This window comes from Rhodoferax fermentans (assembly GCF_002017865.1).
In the GTDB taxonomy this organism is placed as follows: Bacteria; Pseudomonadota; Gammaproteobacteria; order Burkholderiales; family Burkholderiaceae_C; genus Rhodoferax; species Rhodoferax fermentans.
Window position 1 is genome coordinate 2286058 of record NZ_MTJN01000002.1, and the last position, 18618, is coordinate 2304675.

An 18618-nucleotide genomic window follows, 5' to 3' on the forward strand; every position below is an offset into this window, starting at 1 on the left:
CTACAATACACCATGTCCACCAAGTCAAAGATTGTTATCGCGCTGGTGCTGGTGGCTGCCCTGGGCGCTGCCTTTGCCATCTGGCAGATGCGTGCACCCGAGTTGCCGCAAGGGTTGGCGTTTGGCAATGGTCGGCTCGAAGCCACTGAGGTCGATGTCGCCACCAAGGTCGGTGGGCGCCTGGCCAGCCTGGTCCCGCATGAAGGTGACGAGGTAAGCCAGGGCCAGACCGTTGCCACACTCGATGCCGACGATTTGTCAGCCCAATGGCGCGCCGCCCAGGCCCAGGTGCGCCAAGCACAGCAAGCCACCCGTGCCGCGCAGGCCGGTGTGTCCAAGGCCGAGTCCGACATGGCGCTGGCACGCATCACCCTGCAACGTTCGCAAGAACTGGTGCAAAAAGGTTTTGTCAGCGGCGCCACCCTGGACCGTGATCACAACACCCAGCAGGGGGCTATGGCCGGTCTGTCGGCGGCTCGTATGCAGGTGGCCGAGGCCGAGGCCGCCACCCAGGCCGCGATTGCCCGTGGCGAGGGCCTGAGCGCCACCCTCAACGACACGAGTATCAAAGCGCCGATCAGCGCTCGGGTGCTCTACCGCCTGGCCGAACCGGGTGAGGTGCTGGCGGCGGGTTCCAAGCTGCTGACCTTGCTGAACATGTCGGATGTGTCGATGACCATCTTTTTGCCCGCCGCCGAGGCCGGCAAGGTGGTCATTGGCAGCCCGGCGCGCATCCTGCTGGACGCGCTGCCCGACCAGGTGTTGCCCGCGAGTGTGAGCTTTGTGGCGCCGCGTGCTCAGTTCACGCCCAAAGAGGTCGAAACCCGCAGCGAACGTGAAAAGCTGATGTTCCGTGTCAAGGTCAAGGTCGATACCACTTGGCTGGCCCAGCATGGGCAAATCACCAAAGGCGGCATGCCCGGTATGGCCTATGTCCAAACCGACCCCCAAGCACCCTGGCCGAAGAATCTGCAACTTCGGTAGTAGGCTGTGAATACCCCCGCACCCACCAGCAGCGTCGCCAGCTTGCGGGGTGTGACCCAGCGCTACGGCAAGGTGCTGGCGCTCGATCAGATCACGCTGGACTTGCCTGCAGGCTGTATGGTGGGCCTGATCGGCCCTGACGGGGTGGGCAAATCCACCCTGCTGGCGCAGCTGGCCGGTGCGCGCGAAATCCAGACCGGCCAAGTACAGGCGCTGGGTGCCGACATGGCAGACCGCACGCAGCGCAACCTGACCCAGCCGCGCATCGCCTACATGCCCCAAGGCCTGGGCAAAAACCTCTACGCCACGCTGTCGGTGTTCGAGAACGTGGATTTTTTTGGTCGCCTGTTCGGGCAAAACGCGGCAGAGCGTGCCACACGCATCACCGAGCTGCTGGCCAGCACCGGGCTGACACCTTTTCGCGACCGGCCAGCGGCCAAACTTTCGGGCGGCATGAAACAAAAGCTCGGCCTGTGTTGTGCATTGATCCACGACCCCGACCTGCTGATCCTGGACGAACCCACCACCGGCGTGGACCCGCTGTCGCGACGCCAGTTCTGGGAGCTGATCGACAACATTCGCGCTCGCCGCCCCGGCATGAGTGTGGTGGTGGCCACCGCCTACATGGAAGAAGCGGCGGGTTTTGACTGGCTGGTGGCGATGGACGCCGGGCGCGTGCTGGGCACCGGCACCACGGCCGAGCTGCTGGCCAAAACCGGTCAAACCACGCTGGAAGAAGCCTTCATTGCCCTGTTGCCCGCTGAGCAGCGCAAGGCCCACCACACGCTGGTGATGCCACCGCGCCAAGCCAGCAGCGGCCCACCGGCGATTGAGGCCAGCCACCTGACCCAGCGTTTTGGCGACTTCACCGCGGTGAGCGACGTGAGTTTTCGCATCGAAGCGGGCGAGATTTTTGGCTTTTTGGGCTCCAACGGCTGTGGCAAAACCACCACCATGAAGATGCTCACCGGCCTGCTGCCGCCCACCGAGGGGCAGGCCACGTTATTTGGCAAGCTGGTGGATGCGCGGGATCTGGCCACCCGCAAACAGGTCGGTTACATGTCGCAGGCGTTTTCGCTCTATGGCGAACTCACGGTGCGGCAAAACCTGGATTTACACGCGCACCTGTTTCACCTGCCGCCCGAGACCATCGGCCCGCGCCTGGATGCGCTGGTGAAGCGTTTTTCGCTGGAGGCTTATCTGGATGAACCCGCCGCCGGGCTGCCGCTGGGCATCCGCCAGCGCCTGTCTCTGGCGGTGGCGGTGGTGCATGCACCTAAGCTGCTGATCCTGGACGAGCCCACCTCAGGCGTAGACCCAATTGCGCGTGACCAGTTCTGGGAACTGCTGGCCGAGTTATCGCGCGGCCAGGGTGTCACCATTTTTATCTCGACCCACTTCATGAACGAGGCCGAGCGTTGTGACCGCATCTCGCTGATGCACGCCGGGCGTGTGTTGGCCAGCGACACCCCCGAAGCCCTGCGGCAAACACGCGGCGCGGCCACGTTGGAGGACGCTTTTATCAGCTACCTCGAAGAAGCCAGCGGCATCGCGCCTGCCGCTGGGGCATCACAGCCGCCAAACCTCGAACCAACCATTGAGGCACAAAAAGCCGCGTCAGCCCTTATGAATCAAGGGGAGGGTGATACAAAAAACAGAGCGACCGTCACCCCACGTGTCAACCCACCCCACACGGCCTTCAGCCTGCGCCGCCTGTTGGCCTACGCCTACCGCGAGTTTTTGGAGTTACGCCGCGACCCGATCCGCCTGACCTTTGCCCTGCTGGGCTCGGTGTTGCTGATGTTTGTGCTGGGTTACGGCATCTCGCTGGATGTGGAGGGCCTGCGTTTTGCCGTGCTGGACCGCGACCAGTCGCCCGAGAGCCGGGCCTATGTGCAAAACATTGCCGGCTCGCGTTATTTCATCGAGCAGCCCGCCTTGACCAGCGCGGACGACATCGACCAGCGTATGCGCCGTGACGAGTTATCTTTGGCGGTGGAATTGCCAGCGGGTTTTGGGCGTGACCTGCGGCTGGGGCGCCACCCCGAGGTGGGTGTCTGGATCGACGGCGCGATGCCGTTTCGTGGTGAAACCATCCGTGGTTATGTGCAAGGCCTGCACTACCAGTATGTGAGCGAGCTGATCTCTGAGGCCACCGGCACCGTGCCGACGCAGGCCGCCGCGCTGGAGGTGCGTTACCGCTACAACCAGGACTTCAAAAGCATTTTTGCCATGGTGCCTGCGGTGATTCCGCTGCTGCTGATCTTCATCCCGGCGATCCTGATGGCGCTTGGTGTGGTGCGCGAGAAAGAGCTGGGCTCCATCACCAACCTGTATGTCACGCCGGTGACGCGGCTGGAGTTTCTGGTGGGCAAACAACTGCCTTACATCGCCATGTCGATGGTCAGTTTCTTCTTGCTGCTGTTGCAGGCGGTGGTGGTGTTTGGGGTGCCGGTCAAAGGCAGTGTGTTGGCGCTGACCCTGGGCGCGCTGCTGTATGTGACCGCCACCACCGGCATCGGGCTGCTGATCTCGACCTTCACCAAAACCCAGATTGCGGCGCTGTTTGGCACCGCCTTGCTCACCATGTTGCCCACGGTGCAGTTTGCCGGGCTGACCACCCCGGTGAGTTCGCTGGAAGGCTTGGGGTATTGGATCGGGCAGTTCTTCCCGGCCACCTACTTTTTGGTCATTTGCCGGGGTGTGTTCACCAAGGCGCTGGCCTTTGGTGATTTGATGGGTCAGTTTGCGGCGTTGGCGGCGTTCATCCCGGTGCTCACTTTGCTGAGCCTGGTGCTGCTGCGCAAGCAGGAGAAATGAGCATGGCTGCCAATCGCTTTGTCGCCAGCCTGTCCAACATCTACCGTCTGGGCATCAAGGAGTTACGCAGCCTGGTGGCTGACAAGGTATTGCTGGTGCTGATCATCTGGGCGTTTTCAGGCGGCATTTATGTGGCCTCCACCGCCACCTCCACCGAGTTGCACAACGCACCGGTGGCCGTGGTGGACGAGGACCAGTCACCGCTGTCGCGCCGCCTGGTCGACGCGCTTTACCCGCCCTACTTCAAGCTGCCGCAGCAGATGGCGCTCAACCAGATGGATGCGGTGATGGACAAGGGGCTGTATTCCTTCACCCTGATCATCCCGGCCCACTTCCAGAGTGATCTGGTGGCTGGGCGCCAGCCCGAGGTGCAGCTCAACATCGACGCCACCAACATGAGCCAGTCCTTCATCGGGGCCAGTTACATCCAGTCGATAGCCAGCGCCGAGATCACCGAGTTTTTGACCGGCAAACGCGACAGCACGGCGCTGCCGATCCAGCTGGTGACCCGCGTGCGCTTCAACCCGAATCTGAACGGCAAGTGGTTTGGCGGCGTGATGGAGGTGATCAGCAACGTCACCATGCTGACCATCATCCTGGTCGGTGCCGCGCTGATCCGGGAGCGTGAACACGGCACCATCGAACACTTGCTGGTGATGCCGCTGGCCCCTGTTGAAATCATGCTGGCCAAAATCTGGGCCAATGGGCTGGCGGTGTTGCTGGGGGTGATTTTTGCCATGACGGTGGTGCTGCAGCTGGTGCTCAAGATCCCGATTGCCGGGTCGGTGACGCTGTTTGTGGGCGCCGCTGCGTTGTACCTGTTTGCGGCGGCGTCCATCGGCATTTATCTCGGCACGCTGGCGCGTTCGATGCCGCAGCTGGGCTTGTTGATCATCCTGACCATCATCCCGCTACAACTCCTCTCAGGCGGCGTCACCCCGCGTGAAAGCATGCCCGAGCTGGTGCAACACCTGATGCTGGCCGCACCCACCACCTACTTTGTGCGCCTGGCGCAGGCCATTCTGTACCGGGGTGCCGGGCTCGGCGAGGTCTGGTTCGACATGCTCTGTATGCTGGGTGTCGGCAGCGTGTTTTTTGTCGCAGCGCTGCGGCGTTTTCGCAGCTCGGTGACGCAGACACAGGTCTGAAGTTCTCAAAATAGATAGCTGCCCACCCTTGACAGATAAGGGCTGATCAGGTGTTAACGCCATGACCACGAAGGCTGTCCGTCAGGTAGCAAAGGGTCTGCCCCCCATTGCCGTGACGCGTCTGGCTGTTACAGTTTGAGATCCATCTCCGATCACGTGATCTGTTTGCAAACATGAGGCTCAGGGGCATCAATGCACAAGTTGAACCATGGACGACGTTGATCTCAACCGGGACCGGCTGGCCTTGGCGCTGGAAGCCGCCGGACTGGATCTCTGGGAAAACAATTTGCTCACCGGGGAAGTCAGCCGCCGGGCCATGAAAACCATCGCGACCCTCGGTTACCCAGAGGAAGAGCAATGGACCTGTGTCGAGCAGATTTTCCAGCTGATCCACCCGGACGACCGACCTCGCGTGCAGCAGGCGCTGGATGAGCACCTGAGTGGTCGCACGCCCCAGTACCGTGCTGAATTCCGCTTGCGTGCCCAAGACGGCAGCTGGCTCTGGTTTGCCAATTACGGCAAGATCATGAACCGAGACAACCCCAGCCTGGCGCAGCGTTTTGTGGGGGTGACCTTCAACATCGACGACCGCAAGCGCAAGGAAGACGAGCTGGCACAGATCAACCAGCAACTGGCCGAGAAAAATGCCTTGCTGGAGCGGTACAACACCGCGCTGGAACGGCTGGCTGCCACCGACTCCCTGACCGGGCTGGCCAACCGGCGTCGGCTGATGGAGCTGGGGGCCAACGAGTGCAAACGCACGGCGCGGTTTTCACACGACCTGTCGCTGCTGGTGGTGGACATCGATTGTTTCAAGAACATCAACGATGCCTGGGGGCATCAGGTGGGTGACCGGGTGATCTGCGCTGTGGCCGACGCCTGCACCGGCCGCATCCGCACCGGCCTGGACACCGCCGCCCGCGTGGGGGGTGAGGAGTTTGTGGTGTTGCTGCCGCAGACCAAGCTCACCAGTGCCTGCGCGGTGGCCGAATCCCTGCGCCAGACGGTGGCCAACAAACAGGTGCCAACCAACACCGCCGGCACCAGCATCAGCTTCACCGTCAGTGTGGGTGTGGCCACATGGCAGGGCCATGCCATGTCCTTCGACCAGTTGTTCAACAACGCCGACAAAGCACTGTACCGGGCCAAACAGGCGGGCCGCAACAACGTCCAGGTCTGGGACGAAGCTGCCTGAGCCGCCCGCATTTGAGGTGTAATGCTTTACCCAAAACCCATGGAGAGCCTGAACCATGTCTTTGCCTGGACTGATGTGTGCAACGCTGTTCAAACACCTGCCGGACGGCGTTTTTTTGATCGACCCCGAAACCTCCTGTGTTCTGGACTGCAATGAAGTGGCGTTGAAACACGTCGGCATGGAGCGCAGCGAGATCCTCAACCAGTCGGTGCTGAAGTTGCATGTCGAGGTGATGGGCCTGGACCAGTGGGCCAGTCTGGCGCAGGCGGTGCGTGCTGTCGAGCACCTGGTGTTTGTGGTGCATCACCGCCACAAGTCCGGCGCGGAAGTCCCGGTGGAGATCAAGACCAGCCACTTCTGGCAGGACGGGCGCGAGTATTTTTTGTCGATTGCCCGCAACATCAGTACACGCCAGGCCCAGGAGCGCGCCGGGCACCGTGATGAGGCCCAGCTGCGTTATGCGCTCAACGAGGCCCTGGACGGCCTGTGGGACTGGAACCTGCAGACCGATGAGGTGTTTTTCAGCCCGCAGCTGGCGCGTATGCTGGGCTACGGCCCCAGCGAGATGACCCCCCACCGCGACACCTGGAGCGCCAATCTGCACCCCGAGGACGCCTTGTGGGTGCGCAAGGTGTTGCAGGAACACATTGATGGCCAGCGCAGCCGCTACAACGCCGAATACCGGCTGCGCAACCGCAACGGCCACTACATCTGGGTGCATGACCGCGGCCGCGTCTGTGAGCACAACGACGACGGCCAACCGATTCGCATGCTGGGCATGATGCGCAACGTCACCGACCAGAAAACCATGGAGCTCACGCTGCAGGCCATGGCCTCACACGACCCGCTGACCGGGCTGCTCAACCGCCGCGAAGGTGAACAGGTGCTGGACCGGCAGCTGGAGTTATGCCGTCGGCTGGCGGTGCCCATGGGCATGTGTTTTTTCGACCTGGACCACTTCAAACGCATCAACGACGAACACGGCCACGCCCTGGGTGACAAGGTGCTGCAGCGTGTGGCCCAGACCATCAGCCACGAGGTGCGCAGCACCGATGCCCTGTTTCGCTGGGACAGTGACGAGTTTTTGCTGCTGTGTGTCGACACCGCCGAGTCTGATCTGCTGGTGCTGGTTGAAAAGCTGCGCGCCAAAATTGCCGCCACCCATTGGCAGGACCTGGGGCAGCTGCCCGGCATCACCTGCAGCTTTGGTGTGGCGGTGTTTCCCGACCATGCGGACAACGCCGACAACCTGTTTGTGGCCGCCGACTCGGCGCTGTACCGGGCCAAGGCCCAGGGCCGCAACCGGGTGGAGGTGGCGCCCAAAAACACGCCAGCGGCAGCGGCTGCCCAAACATCAGACAACAAATAGGCTACCAGCCCTTTTGATATAAGGGCTGGTAGCTACTTTACTTATAGTGAACCATGCCCATGCTTGACCTGTTGATCCACAACGCCAGCTTGCCCGATGGGCGCCAGCACATGTCGGTGGCTGTGCAAGATGGTCACATTGTCGAGGTGGCCGCTGGCCTGTTGGCCCCGGCGCACCACAGCGTGGACGCCCAGGGCCAGCTGCTGAGCCCACCGTTTGTCGATGCCCACTTCCACATGGACGCCACCCTGAGCTACGGTCTGCCACGGGTCAACCAGAGTGGCACGCTGTTGGAGGGCATCGCGTTATGGGGTGAACTCAAACCGCTGCTCACGCAAGAGGCCCTGATCGAGCGCGCCCTGGCCTACTGCGATTGGGCGGTGGCCAAGGGCTTGCTGGCGATCCGCACCCACGTCGACGTGTGTGACGACCGCCTGCTGGCGGTGGACGCGTTGCTGGCGGTCAAAAAACAGGTTGCTCCGTACATCGACCTGCAGTTGGTGGCCTTCCCGCAAGACGGTGCGCTGCGTGCGCCCGGTGCCCTGGCCAACCTCCAGCGTGCGCTGGACAAAGGTGTGGATGTGGTGGGTGGCATTCCCCACTTTGAGCGCACATATGAGCAGGGCACCCAGAGCGTCAAACTGCTGTGTGAACTGGCTGCCGAGCGTGGCCTGCGGGTCGACATGCACTGCGACGAGTCGGACGACCCGCTCTCGCGCCATGTCGAAACCCTGGCCTTCGAGACCCAGCGCCTGGGCCTGCACGGCCGGGTCACCGGCTCGCACCTGACCTCGATGCACAGCATGGACAACTACTACGTGTCCAAACTGATGGCTTTGATGGCCGAGGCGCAGCTGCACGCGGTGGCCAACCCGCTGATCAACATCACTCTGCAGGGTCGCCACGACAGCTACCCCAAACGCCGAGGGATGACCCGTGTGCCCGAGTTATTGGACGCAGGCATCAACGTCGCGTTTGGCCACGACTGTGTGATGGACCCCTGGTACAGCTTGGGTAGTGGCGACATGCTCGAAGTCGCCCACATGGGCTTGCATGTGGCGCAAATGACCAGCCAGGCCGCGATGCGCCAGTGTTTTGAAGCGGTCACGGTGAATGCGGCACGGGTTCTGGGCCTGGAACACTATGGGCTGGAGGTCGGCTGCCACGCCGATTTTGTGCTGTTACAAGCGCGTGACCCGGTCGAGGCGCTGCGCCTGCGCGCCACGCGGCTGCAGGTGTTCAAACGCGGCAAACTGCTGGCTCAGACGCCGGCCACGGTCGCCCAGCTGCATCTGCCCGGTCGGCCTGGGCAAACCCGCTGGATGCCTGACACCCCCGGTTTCGACTGACACCGGGTCTTGGCTCACCACCCCGGCACTGCCGGGGTGGGTTTCTCAAACGTAAGAGACGTAGCGCGGGTCGTACACGTGGGCTCGCACCAACGCTGGCAGGTCTTCCGGCCGCGACTTGGACGCCAGGCCCTGCTCGAAAATCACCTCGGCCACCGCTACCGCAATCTGCACCGAGACCTCCCGCACACGGGTCAGCGGTGGCAACAGGCTGCCTTGCGCCAGATCCTCTGGCGTGACCGATGCCGCCAGGGTGTGGGCCGCTGCCAGGAACATCTCGTCGGTGATGTGTTTGGCCCCGCAGCTGATGGCGCCCAGGCCCAGGCCCGGAAAGATGTAGGCGTTGTTGCCCTGGCGCGGCACCAGGGTGTTGCCCTGGTAGACCACCGGGTCAAACGGGCTGCCGCAGGCGAACAGGGCGCGCCCCTGGGTGGCGGTGTAGGCCTCCTCGGCGGTGCATTCGGCTTTGGAGGTGGGGTTGGACAGGGCAAACACAATCGGCTGCGGGTTGATCTCGGCCATGGTCTGCAACACCTCGGTGTTGAAGGCGCCACCGACGGCCGCCACCCCAATGATGGCGGTAGGCCGCAGCGCCTGCACCGCCGCCAGGAAACTGTCGACCTCGGCATGCGCGTGGGCATAGGGCTGCTTTTGCGCGGCCAGGCCACTGCGTGACTGCACCACCAGGCCTTTGGAGTCCACCAGCCAGCAGCGCTGGCGTGCCAGCTCGGGCGTCAGGCCTTGCGCCACCATGGCCGCGACCAGCAGGTCCGCAATACCAGTAGCGGCTTCACCGGCACCGAGGAACAGGAAAGTCTCGTCAGCCAGCTGGGTGCCCTTGACCTGCAGCGCCGACAACATGGCCGCCAGCGCCACGGCGGCCGTGCCCTGGATGTCGTCGTTGAAGGTGCAGATCTGGTTGCGGTACTGCTCCAGCAGGCGAAAGGCGTTGTGGTTGGCAAAGTCCTCAAACTGGATGATCACGTTCGGGAAGACCTGGCGCGCGGCATTGATGAACTCGTCGACAAAGTCGTCGTAGATCTCACCGGTCACCCGGTGGCGGCGCAGGCCCACGTAATACGGGTCGGCCAGCAGCTCTTCGTTGTTGGTGCCGACATCAAGCGTGATTGGCAGGCAGATCGCCGGGTCCACACCCGCGCAAGCGGTGTAGAGCGAGAGTTTGCCCACCGGGATGCCCATGCCGTTGGCGCCCAAGTCACCCAGGCCCAGAATGCGTTCACCGTCGGTGACCACAATGATGCTTGCCTTGTGCGGCCAGTTGCGCAGGATCTCGCTGATGCGACCGCGGTCATGGATGCTGATGAACAGGCCCCGATGGCGCTGGAAAATGTGGCCAAAACGCTGGCACGCCAGCCCCACCGTGGGGGTGTAGATCAGCGGCATGATCTCGTCGAGGTTGTCACACACCACGCGGAAGAACAGTCCCTCGTTGCGGTCATGCAGGCCGCTCAGCGCAATGAACTTGTCCAGCGGGTTGGGCAGGCGGCGCATGTTGACCAGAAAGCGGGCGACCTGCTCCTCCTGGGTTTGTACGTGTGGTGGCAGCAGGCCACGCAGGCCCAGCGCATCACGCTCGACCTCGGTGAAGGCGGTGCCTTTGTTGAGCAGGGGGTCTTGCAGCAAGGCCATGCCATGTGCAATGGTGCTGGGGCTGATCTTCATGGGTGACATCCTCGGATAGTTTTGTCGGTGCCATGAAGCACTCATGGCCGGTGCATGGTGTGCCTGCCGCGGCGCGGCAGGCTGATGAATTTGCTACATTAAAAGTAGCTATTAGCCCTTTTTAAATAAGGGCTAGCGTGTTATTTGTTGTACAAGTCCGGTTGTTCGGCCAGGCGTTTCTCACGGGCCGCCAGTTCATCGGCAAACTGGCCTTTGGCTTCCGGGTAGATCAGGGTTTCTTCGAGCACGATGTGGTCGTGCAACAGCGCCAGAAACACCTCGACGTTGTGCTGCAACTCGGCCATGTCGACCCAGTCTTCACCGTTGGCAATGGCGCGCAACATGGGGGCCAGCTCCAGCCAGTTTTGTTCGATCCAGCCGTGGTCCTGTTGCAGCGTGCGTACCGCCTGCACCAGCTCGGCGTTGTCGCTGGCCAGCAGTTTGGGGAAAATATTCTTCTCTTCGTCGGCATGGTGCTGGCGCGCTGTGGCCGAGAAAAAGGCCTCGATCACCCGCACTGGCTCGCGGTACTGTGCCTCGTCCGCACCCGCCTGAATTTGTTCCAGAACACTGGTCAACTGGGCCAGATGTTCGTGGATTTGCTGGTGGCAGTCATCCAGCGCTTGAAAACGATCGGCTTGGGGAACTGGCTTCATCACTCACTCCTGAAAAAGAAATCATCGTTGATTCGGTCAACGCGACTGTAGGTGCAACGACGCTTTGAGTTTCGCTGATTTACCGCCCCATTGTCATTTGATCTAGATCAGGGTCGCTTCAGATTGCCCAACATGGTCTGAGCACAGAAAAAACCTTGGCGTACCATGCGCTCACCTGTGACCGGGGTCCCACCCGCAGACAGGGCAAGGAGACAACTTTGCAAGCCACCAACACCTCCAACCCGGCCTATTTCCACAAGGTCGTGGATTGCCAATGGGCCTGTCCGGCCCACACCCCGGTACCCGAATACATCCGACTGATTGGCCAGGGCCGCTACAGCGACGCCTACATGGTCAACTGGGTGTCCAACGTGTTTCCGGGCATTCTGGGCCGCACCTGTGATCGCCCGTGCGAGCCCGCCTGCCGCCGGGGTCGAGTCGAGGAAAACAACCGCACCCAAGCCGAGCCGGTGGCCATCTGTCGGCTCAAACGGGTAGCCGCCGACCACAAGGACGATGTTTCGGCGCGCATGCCGACCATTGCACCGTTCAACGGCAAACGCATCGCCTGCGTGGGTGCCGGGCCGTCATCACTGACGGTGGCGCGTGATCTGGCGCCGCTGGGTTACGAGGTCACCGTGTTTGACAGCGAAGCCAAGGCCGGTGGTTTCATGCGCTCGCAAATCCCGCGTTTTCGTCTGCCCGAGTCGGTGATTGACGAGGAAACCGGCTACATCCTGAACATGGGCGTGAGGTTTCGTGGCGGGGAACGCGTCAGCTCGATGCGGGCCTTGCTGGCGCAGAACTTTGACGCGGTCTTTGTCGGCTGTGGTGCACCGCGCGGGCGCGAACTTGATGTGCCGGGCCGCCAGGACGCCGCCGCCCATATCCACATCGGCATCGAGTGGCTGGCCAATGTCTCGTTTGGCCACATCACAAGCGTGGGCGAACGCGTGATTGTGCTGGGCGGTGGCAACACCGCGATGGACTGTTGCCGCTCGGCGCGACGCCTGGGTGGCAAGGATGTCAAGGTGGTGGTGCGCAGTGGCTTTGAGGAGATGAAAGCCTCGCCCTGGGAAAAGGAAGATGCGCAACACGAGGGCATCCCGATCCTGAACTACCACGTGCCCAAGTCGGTGGAGCACCTGAATGGCAAGCTGACGGGCATGACCTTTGAGATCGTGCGTGCCGAGTACGACGCCAAAGGTCGGCGCAGCCTGATCCCCACCGGTGAGCCCGATGTGCTGCTGGAATGTGACACCGTGCTGGTGGCCATTGGCCAGGAAAACGCCTTCCCCTGGATCGAGCCCGACTGCGGCATCGCTTTTGACACATGGGGTTTGCCGGTGCTCGGTGAAGGCACCTTTCAGTCGACCCTGCCCAAGGTGTTTTTTGGCGGTGACGCGGCCTATGGCCCCAAGAACATCATCACCGCCGTGGCCCACGGGCACGAGGCAGCGGTGTCGATTGACCGGCTGCTCAACGGCGAGGACGTGACACACCGTCCACCACCCCGAACCCATCTGTTGTCGCAAAAAATGGGCATCCACGAGTGGAGTTACCACAACGATGTGTCCAATGACACACGTTTTGCCGTGCCCTGGGCCAAGGCCGACGTGGCCCTGTCCAGCATCAAACTGGAGGTGGAGCTGGGTTTTGATGCAGCCACCGCCTTCAAGGAAGCCAGCCGCTGCCTGAATTGCGACGTCCAGACGGTGTTCAACCGGGGCACCTGCATCGAGTGCGACGCCTGTATGGACATCTGCCCGATGGACTGCATCAGCTTCACGACCAACGGCGACGAAGCCGAATTACGCACCCGGCTCAAGGCCCCGGCACAACACACCGCTCAGGCGATGTATGTGTCGGCCGAACTCAAGACCGGGCGCATTTTGGTCAAGGACGAAGACGTCTGCCTGCACTGCGGCCTGTGCGCCGAACGTTGTCCTACCGGGGCCTGGGATATGCAGAAGTTTTTGCTCAACACCACCCAAGCGGGGCCGCACTGTCGAGACAGCAAGCCAAAGCCCTCGACCAGCGCCGCCAAGGAAACAGCATGAAACGTATTGAAGCCATCAACGACTTCGTCATCAAGTTTGCCAACGTCAACGGCTCGGGTTCGGCTTCGGCCAACGAGTTGTTTGCCAAGGCGGTGATGCGCATGGGTGTGCCGGTGAGCCCGCGCAACATCTTCCCGAGCAACATCCAGGGCATGCCGACCTGGTACGAGGCCCGCGTCTGTGAAAAGGGTTACCACGGCCGCCGTGGTGGCGTCGACATGATGGTCGCCATGAACCCGCAGACCTGGGACGCCGATGTGGCTGAGGTCGAGACCGGCGGTTACCTGTTTTACGACAGCACCCGCCCCCTGCCCGCCAGCAAATTCCGCGACGATGTCCACACCATTGGCGTGCCGCTGACCGACATCGCCAACGCGGCCTACAGCGAGCCGCGCCAGCGCCAGCTGTTCAAGAACATCATCTACGTGGGTGCCCTCTCGGTGCTGCTGGATGTGGAAGCCCAAGTCTTCGAGACACTTTTTGCCGAACAGTACAAAGGCAAGGAACGCCTGCTCGAATCCAATGTGCAGGCCCTGCACTTGGGTCGCAACTACGTCAAAGAACACCTGCAGGCGCCGCTGGGCATCCGGGTGCAACGCGCTGACAACGTGGGCGACCAGATCTTCACCGACGGCAACAGCGCCGCCGGGCTGGGCCTGGTGTACGGCGGTGCCACCGTGGCCGCCTGGTACCCGATCACACCGTCCACCTCGGTGCCCGAGGCGTTCCAGAAGTACTGCAGCAAGTTCCGGGTCGACCCGGCGACCGGCCAGCACAAATTTGCCATCGTGCAGGCCGAGGACGAGCTGGCCTCGATTGGCATGGTGGTGGGCGCTGGCTGGAACGGCGCACGGGCTTTTACCGCCACCTCGGGCCCCGGTGTGTCGTTGATGACCGAGTTCATTGGCCTGGCCTACTTTGCCGAGATCCCGGTGACCATCATCAACGTACAACGCGGTGGCCCCAGCACCGGCATGCCTACGCGCACCCAGCAGTCCGACCTGCTGAGCTGTGCCTACGCCTCTCATGGCGACACCAAACACGTGTTGTTGTTCCCGCAGGACCCGCACGAGTGTTTCACCCACAGCGCGGCCGCGCTGGACCTGGCCGAGCGCCTGCAAACCCCCATTTTTGTCATGTCCGACCTGGACATTGGCATGAACCAGCGCCTGTGCAAACCCTTCGTCTGGGACGACGCCCAGGCTTATGACCGCGGCAAGATCATGACCGCCGAAGAGCTCGAAGCGGGCAAACCTTTTGGCCGCTACCGCGATGTGGATGGCGACGGCATCCCCTGGCGCACCCTGCCTGGCACCCACCCAAGCAAGGGCGCTTTTTTCACGCGCGGTACCTCACGCAACCCGCAGGCCATGTACTCGGAAGCCGGCCCCGACTACATCTACAACATGGAGCGCCTGCTGCGCAAGTTCATCACGGCGGCCACGCTGGTGCCGCAGCCGGTGTTTCGACCAGCGCAACAGCCCACCCGGTTGGGTGTCATCTACTACGGCTCCACCAGCCCCGCGATGCGCGAAGCGCTGGACGTGCTGGAGCGCAATGGTGTCTACGTGGACGCCATGCGCCTGTGCGCGTTTCCGTTCCCGGACTCGGTCTCCGAGTTCATTGCGGCCCATGACAAGGTGTTTGTGGCCGAACAGAACCGTGACGGCCAGATGCGCACGCTGCTGATCAACGAGCTGGAAATCAACCCGGCCAAGCTGGTCCGGGTGCTGCATTACGACGGCACACCGATCACCGCACGCTTCATCATCCGGACCATCCACGACAGCGTGGCCAAGGAGCTTGTATGACCTTCATCGCCAAACCCAGGCTGCATCACCCCACGCTGCACACCAACCAGGTCGGCTACACCCGGCGTGACTACGAGGGCCGCATCTCGACACTCTGCGCTGGTTGTGGCCACGATTCGATCTCGGCGGCCATCATCCAGGCCTGCTGGGACCTCAACATCGAGCCCCACCGCGTCGCCAAACTCTCGGGCATTGGCTGCAGCTCCAAAACGCCGGACTACTTTCTGGGCGCCTCACACGGCTTCAACACGGTGCATGGGCGCATGCCCAGTGTGCTCACCGGCGCCAACTTGGCCAACCGCGAGTTGTTGTACCTGGGGGTCTCGGGTGACGGTGACTCCGCCTCCATTGGCCTGGGGCAGTTTGCCAATGCCATGCGCCGTGGTGTACGCATGGCCTACATCGTTGAAAACAATGGTGTCTACGGCCTGACCAAGGGCCAGTTCTCGGCCACCGCCGATCGGGGTTCCAAGAGCAAGAAGGGTGTTGTCAACAGCGAAAGCCCGGTGGACCTGGTGGGCATTGCCCTGCAGCTGGGTGCCACCTATGTGGCACGCAGCTTCTCGGGTGATAAGGCGCAGCTGGTGCCGCTGATCAAAGGCGCCATGGAACACGGTGGCGCGGCTTTCATCGACGTCATCAGCCCTTGCGTCACCTTCAACAACCACAGCGGCAGCACCAAGAGTTACGACTATGTTCGCCAGCACAACGAGGCCGTGAGCCGCATTGACTTCATGGAGCCCGGCCAGGAAATCACCACCGACTACCCACCCGGCGCACTGGTGGAGGTGGAACAACACGACGGCAGCCTGCTGCGCCTGCGCAAGTTGCATACCGACTACGACCCCACCGACCGGTACGCCGCCATGAGCTACATGCAGACCCATGCAGCCCTGGGCGAGATCCTGACCGGCCTGCTCTACATTGACCCGCTGGCCACCGATTTACACACCGCCCTCAACACCACGGCCCAGCCTCTCAACACCCTGAACGCGGCCCAGCTCAACCCGGGCCAGAAAGCGCTCGACAAGATCAACGCCGCACTGCGTTAAACATTTACTCCCACATTCCAGCCTCTTCAACATCCCACCCATCCAGCCGTCACAAGGAGCCCTCACCATGCCCGAACGCACTGTTTCCCAATCGATGGCGCAACGCCACGTCATCAGTGTTTTGCCCACGGCCACGGTACATGCGGCGGCCTGCGTGATGATGCGCACCAACAGCAGCAGTGTGCTGGTGATTGACACCAACAAGACCATGCTGGGCATCGTGACTGAACGCGACATGATCAACCGCGTGCTGGCCAAGACCGTCGACCCGAGCCGCACCACCGTGGCCGAGGTCATGACCCGCAGCCCACACTGCGTCAACCCCGAAACCAAGGTGGCCGACGCGGTGCTGATGATGATCGAGCGTGGTTTTAGGCACCTGCCGGTGGTCAGCACCGACAGCCACAAGATCCTGGGTGTGTTCTGCCTGCGCGACGCGCTGCCGCGCGAGGTCCACGCCGCCGTCAACCTGGCTGAGTTCAACGAACAGGTCAACGACGCCCTGGGTTGAGCGCTTGCCTCCCAGAATCTGCCTCATTGCATCAAAGTTGACCAGGCCTTTGGTGGCTGGGCCAAAGCGGACAAGGAGCACTTTGCCGATGGAACACGTTGCCCCTGCTTGATCTGGGTGGCGATGGTTTTGTGGGTTAAATTATGTGTTACACATCATATTTATCAGGAATTTTGTCGATTTATGATGTGAAACACATATTGTGGATTGACTGAATATGCGTTTGAGATCAAACTCTTTGGCATCTAGGACACTTTATGATGCCAAACGCAAACTCATTGCTCACCCTCCAGGATGCAGGTGAACGCTGCCAGCAGCTGCGCAAAGCCGCTGGCAAAACCCAATCTGAAGTCGCCGCCGCTGCCGGGCTGCGGCAGGAAACGCTTTCCCGCTTTGAGCGAGGCCGCGCCAGCGATCTGTCCACCACCAAACTCTTGCGGCTGCTGGAGGTGTTGGGCATGCAGATGTCGTTTGTTCCCGCCACCCGGCGGCCCAACTTGAACGAGTTACTCCAAGAACGCCGTCAGAGCACATCTGCTGTGAACAGTGGCCAAGCATGATCAACAGCGCTGCCCTTAACGCATCACCCATGACCATCGGCCAGGCCGGGCTGAACGTCTTTGTCAACGGCAAACACGTTGCGGTGCTGCAAAGCCCGTCAGGCTTTGAGCACTATCTGACCTACCTCAACGGCACCCGCCCAGAGGATTTTGTGTCGCTGCTCATGCCGGTGCAGTCTCCCAGTTGGGAATGGCCCAGCCTGCACCCCTTCTTTCAGGTGAGCCTGCCCGAGGGCTTTTTGCTGTCCGTCTTAAAAGAGCAACTGGGGCCGCATTTGGGTGCCAGCCCGATGGATCTGCTGTCTGTGGTCGGGCACAACATGATTGGCCGTGTGCAGGTCAGCGCTGGCAATAGCCCCCAGCCACAGTTGGCCGCCAATGAGCTTGACGGCCTTTTGCATGGCAGCGCCTCCCGCGAGGTGTTCATGGGCCTGATGAGCCAATACGCCGCCTCTGGCGTGTCTGGTGTGGTTCCCAAATTTCTGACCCCCGAAACGCAAGCGCTGTTTCGCAAAGGCACGGTTTCTACCGAGCGGCACATCGTCAAAGCCAGCTCGGACAAACAACCGTTCATTGGCCTCAACGAACATCTGTGTATGACAGCCGCCAGAGCCACCGGATTTGCCGTGGCCCAAACGGTGGTCTCAGATGACGGCCAAATCCTGGTGGTGGAGCGCTTTGACATCGACCCCGTCAGCGGCCAGCGGCTGGGGTTTGAAGATTTTTGCAGCCTGCTCGGACTGAACGCGGATCAAAAATACAACGCCACCTGGGAACGCACAGCCCGCCTGGTGCGTGACTTCGTTCCTGCAACGGGCTTGCGCGCGTCCTACGAGCAGTTGGCCGTCACGCTGCTGCTCACCTACGCCCTGGGCAACGCCGATTGCCATACCAAGAACCTGGCGTTTTTGTATGCCGGCTATGACGACGTGCGTGTGGCCCCCATCTACGACATGCTGACGATCCTGGCCTATGACAGCTACGCCGACAACCCGCCGGGCATGTACATCGATGGGCGCAAGAGCTGGGACAACATGAAGCCGGTCTGGCGACTGTTGCAAGTTTTTCTGGGCATCGATCCACCCCGCCAGCGTGAACTCATTGAACGGGTCAGCACGGCGGTGGCATCCATCATTCCTGAGGTCATCCAGCACATGAAGCACACCCCCGGTTTCGACCCGGTGGGCGCACGCATGCTGTGGCACTGGAACGAGGGGCTGAACCGCCTGAATCAGCGCATCAGCATGGCGGTGCCTGACATCAGGGCACTGACCACAGAGACAGGCGTTACAGAACCCACGCCACCGCAAAAGTTTGCAGCGCCCAGGTATGGCGAGTCGCCGTTGTTGGCGACCAAGCGCAGGGCAAAGCCAGTGCGGCCATCTTGACTATGCTGGTTTGTCGCTGCCACTCAATCGCC

General features: G+C 61.9%; 14 protein-coding genes. 12 read left to right on the forward strand and 2 right to left on the reverse strand.

What is annotated here, in order from left to right; all coding sequences use genetic code 11:
• The first annotated feature begins 12 nt into the window (after nt 1–12).
• The 6 genes from RF819_RS10770 to RF819_RS10795 all read left to right on the forward strand — a co-directional run bounded on the left by RF819_RS10770 (nt 13) and on the right by RF819_RS10795 (nt 8865).
• On the forward strand, nt 13–984 hold the full coding sequence (locus RF819_RS10770) for an HlyD family secretion protein (RefSeq protein ID WP_078364990.1): 972 nt from the start codon (nt 13–15) through the stop codon (nt 982–984).
• Nucleotides 985–990: 6 nt separating this feature from the next.
• Nucleotides 991–3804 (forward strand): ribosome-associated ATPase/putative transporter RbbA, encoded by a 2814-nt coding sequence (gene rbbA, locus RF819_RS10775; RefSeq protein WP_078364991.1) that lies wholly within the window; start codon nt 991–993, stop codon nt 3802–3804.
• Nucleotides 3805–3806: 2 nt separating this feature from the next.
• Nucleotides 3807–4952, forward strand: a complete 1146-nt coding sequence (locus tag RF819_RS10780) for an ABC transporter permease (RefSeq protein WP_078366895.1) — start codon at nt 3807–3809, stop codon at nt 4950–4952.
• A gap of 208 nt (nt 4953–5160) precedes the next feature.
• The gene (locus RF819_RS10785; protein WP_078364992.1) at nt 5161–6147 is read left to right on the forward strand and encodes a sensor domain-containing diguanylate cyclase; all 987 of its coding nucleotides are present in this window, start codon (nt 5161–5163) and stop codon (nt 6145–6147) included.
• A 55-nt stretch (nt 6148–6202) separates the two neighbouring features.
• Nucleotides 6203–7516 (forward strand): sensor domain-containing diguanylate cyclase, encoded by a 1314-nt coding sequence (locus RF819_RS10790; RefSeq protein ID WP_078364993.1) that lies wholly within the window; start codon nt 6203–6205, stop codon nt 7514–7516.
• A 59-nt stretch (nt 7517–7575) separates the two neighbouring features.
• A complete protein-coding gene (locus tag RF819_RS10795; RefSeq protein ID WP_078366896.1) occupies nt 7576–8865 on the forward strand; it encodes an amidohydrolase family protein in 1290 nt (429 codons plus the stop codon).
• A gap of 45 nt (nt 8866–8910) precedes the next feature.
• Here the strand turns inward: RF819_RS10795 and RF819_RS10800 are convergent, their stop codons facing one another.
• Nucleotides 8911–10548 (reverse strand): NAD-dependent malic enzyme, encoded by a 1638-nt coding sequence (locus tag RF819_RS10800; RefSeq protein ID WP_143541674.1) that lies wholly within the window; start codon nt 10546–10548, stop codon nt 8911–8913.
• Between the two features lie 140 nt (nt 10549–10688).
• Nucleotides 10689–11204 carry a hemerythrin domain-containing protein gene (locus RF819_RS10805; protein WP_078364995.1) on the reverse strand — a complete coding sequence of 172 codons (516 nt, stop codon included), beginning with the start codon at nt 11202–11204 and terminating at the stop codon, nt 10689–10691.
• A gap of 218 nt (nt 11205–11422) precedes the next feature.
• Here RF819_RS10805 and RF819_RS10810 point away from each other — a divergent pair, with 218 nt between their 5' ends.
• The 6 genes from RF819_RS10810 to RF819_RS10835 all read left to right on the forward strand — a co-directional run bounded on the left by RF819_RS10810 (nt 11423) and on the right by RF819_RS10835 (nt 18586).
• Nucleotides 11423–13264 (forward strand): FAD-dependent oxidoreductase, encoded by a 1842-nt coding sequence (locus tag RF819_RS10810; protein ID WP_078366897.1) that lies wholly within the window; start codon nt 11423–11425, stop codon nt 13262–13264.
• Complete coding sequence (locus RF819_RS10815; protein WP_078364996.1) at nt 13261–15075, forward strand: 2-oxoacid:acceptor oxidoreductase subunit alpha; 1815 nt, start codon at nt 13261–13263, stop codon at nt 15073–15075. The genes RF819_RS10810 and RF819_RS10815 overlap by 4 nt, the downstream gene beginning before the upstream one ends.
• The gene (locus RF819_RS10820) at nt 15072–16127 is read left to right on the forward strand and encodes a 2-oxoacid:ferredoxin oxidoreductase subunit beta (protein ID WP_078364997.1); all 1056 of its coding nucleotides are present in this window, start codon (nt 15072–15074) and stop codon (nt 16125–16127) included. The genes RF819_RS10815 and RF819_RS10820 overlap by 4 nt, the downstream gene beginning before the upstream one ends.
• Before the next feature lie 67 nt (nt 16128–16194).
• Nucleotides 16195–16638: a CBS domain-containing protein gene (locus tag RF819_RS10825; protein WP_078364998.1), complete on the forward strand. Its 444-nt coding sequence runs from the start codon at nt 16195–16197 to the stop codon at nt 16636–16638.
• Between the two features lie 260 nt (nt 16639–16898).
• Nucleotides 16899–17198: a helix-turn-helix domain-containing protein gene (locus RF819_RS10830; RefSeq protein ID WP_244899897.1), complete on the forward strand. Its 300-nt coding sequence runs from the start codon at nt 16899–16901 to the stop codon at nt 17196–17198.
• A complete protein-coding gene (locus RF819_RS10835; protein ID WP_242473053.1) occupies nt 17195–18586 on the forward strand; it encodes a type II toxin-antitoxin system HipA family toxin in 1392 nt (463 codons plus the stop codon). The genes RF819_RS10830 and RF819_RS10835 overlap by 4 nt, the downstream gene beginning before the upstream one ends.
• Nucleotides 18587–18618 lie beyond the last annotated feature (32 nt).

What these genes read in the sequence shown, in the direction of transcription:
- RF819_RS10770 (WP_078364990.1), top strand. Translation starts at nt 13, where the DNA reads ATGTCCACCAAGTCAAAGATTGTTATCGCGCTGGTGCTGGTGGCTGCC.
- RF819_RS10780 (WP_078366895.1), top strand. Translation starts at nt 3,807, where the DNA reads ATGGCTGCCAATCGCTTTGTCGCCAGCCTGTCCAACATCTACCGTCTG.
- RF819_RS10785 (WP_078364992.1), top strand. Translation starts at nt 5,161, where the DNA reads ATGGACGACGTTGATCTCAACCGGGACCGGCTGGCCTTGGCGCTGGAA.
- RF819_RS10790 (WP_078364993.1), top strand. Translation starts at nt 6,203, where the DNA reads ATGTCTTTGCCTGGACTGATGTGTGCAACGCTGTTCAAACACCTGCCG.
- RF819_RS10795 (WP_078366896.1), top strand. Translation starts at nt 7,576, where the DNA reads ATGCTTGACCTGTTGATCCACAACGCCAGCTTGCCCGATGGGCGCCAG.
- RF819_RS10800 (WP_143541674.1), bottom strand. Translation starts at nt 10,548, where the DNA reads ATGAAGATCAGCCCCAGCACCATTGCACATGGCATGGCCTTGCTGCAA.
- RF819_RS10805 (WP_078364995.1), bottom strand. Translation starts at nt 11,204, where the DNA reads ATGAAGCCAGTTCCCCAAGCCGATCGTTTTCAAGCGCTGGATGACTGC.
- RF819_RS10815 (WP_078364996.1), top strand. Translation starts at nt 13,261, where the DNA reads ATGAAACGTATTGAAGCCATCAACGACTTCGTCATCAAGTTTGCCAAC.
- RF819_RS10820 (WP_078364997.1), top strand. Translation starts at nt 15,072, where the DNA reads ATGACCTTCATCGCCAAACCCAGGCTGCATCACCCCACGCTGCACACC.
- RF819_RS10825 (WP_078364998.1), top strand. Translation starts at nt 16,195, where the DNA reads ATGCCCGAACGCACTGTTTCCCAATCGATGGCGCAACGCCACGTCATC.
- RF819_RS10830 (WP_244899897.1), top strand. Translation starts at nt 16,899, where the DNA reads ATGCCAAACGCAAACTCATTGCTCACCCTCCAGGATGCAGGTGAACGC.
- RF819_RS10835 (WP_242473053.1), top strand. Translation starts at nt 17,195, where the DNA reads ATGATCAACAGCGCTGCCCTTAACGCATCACCCATGACCATCGGCCAG.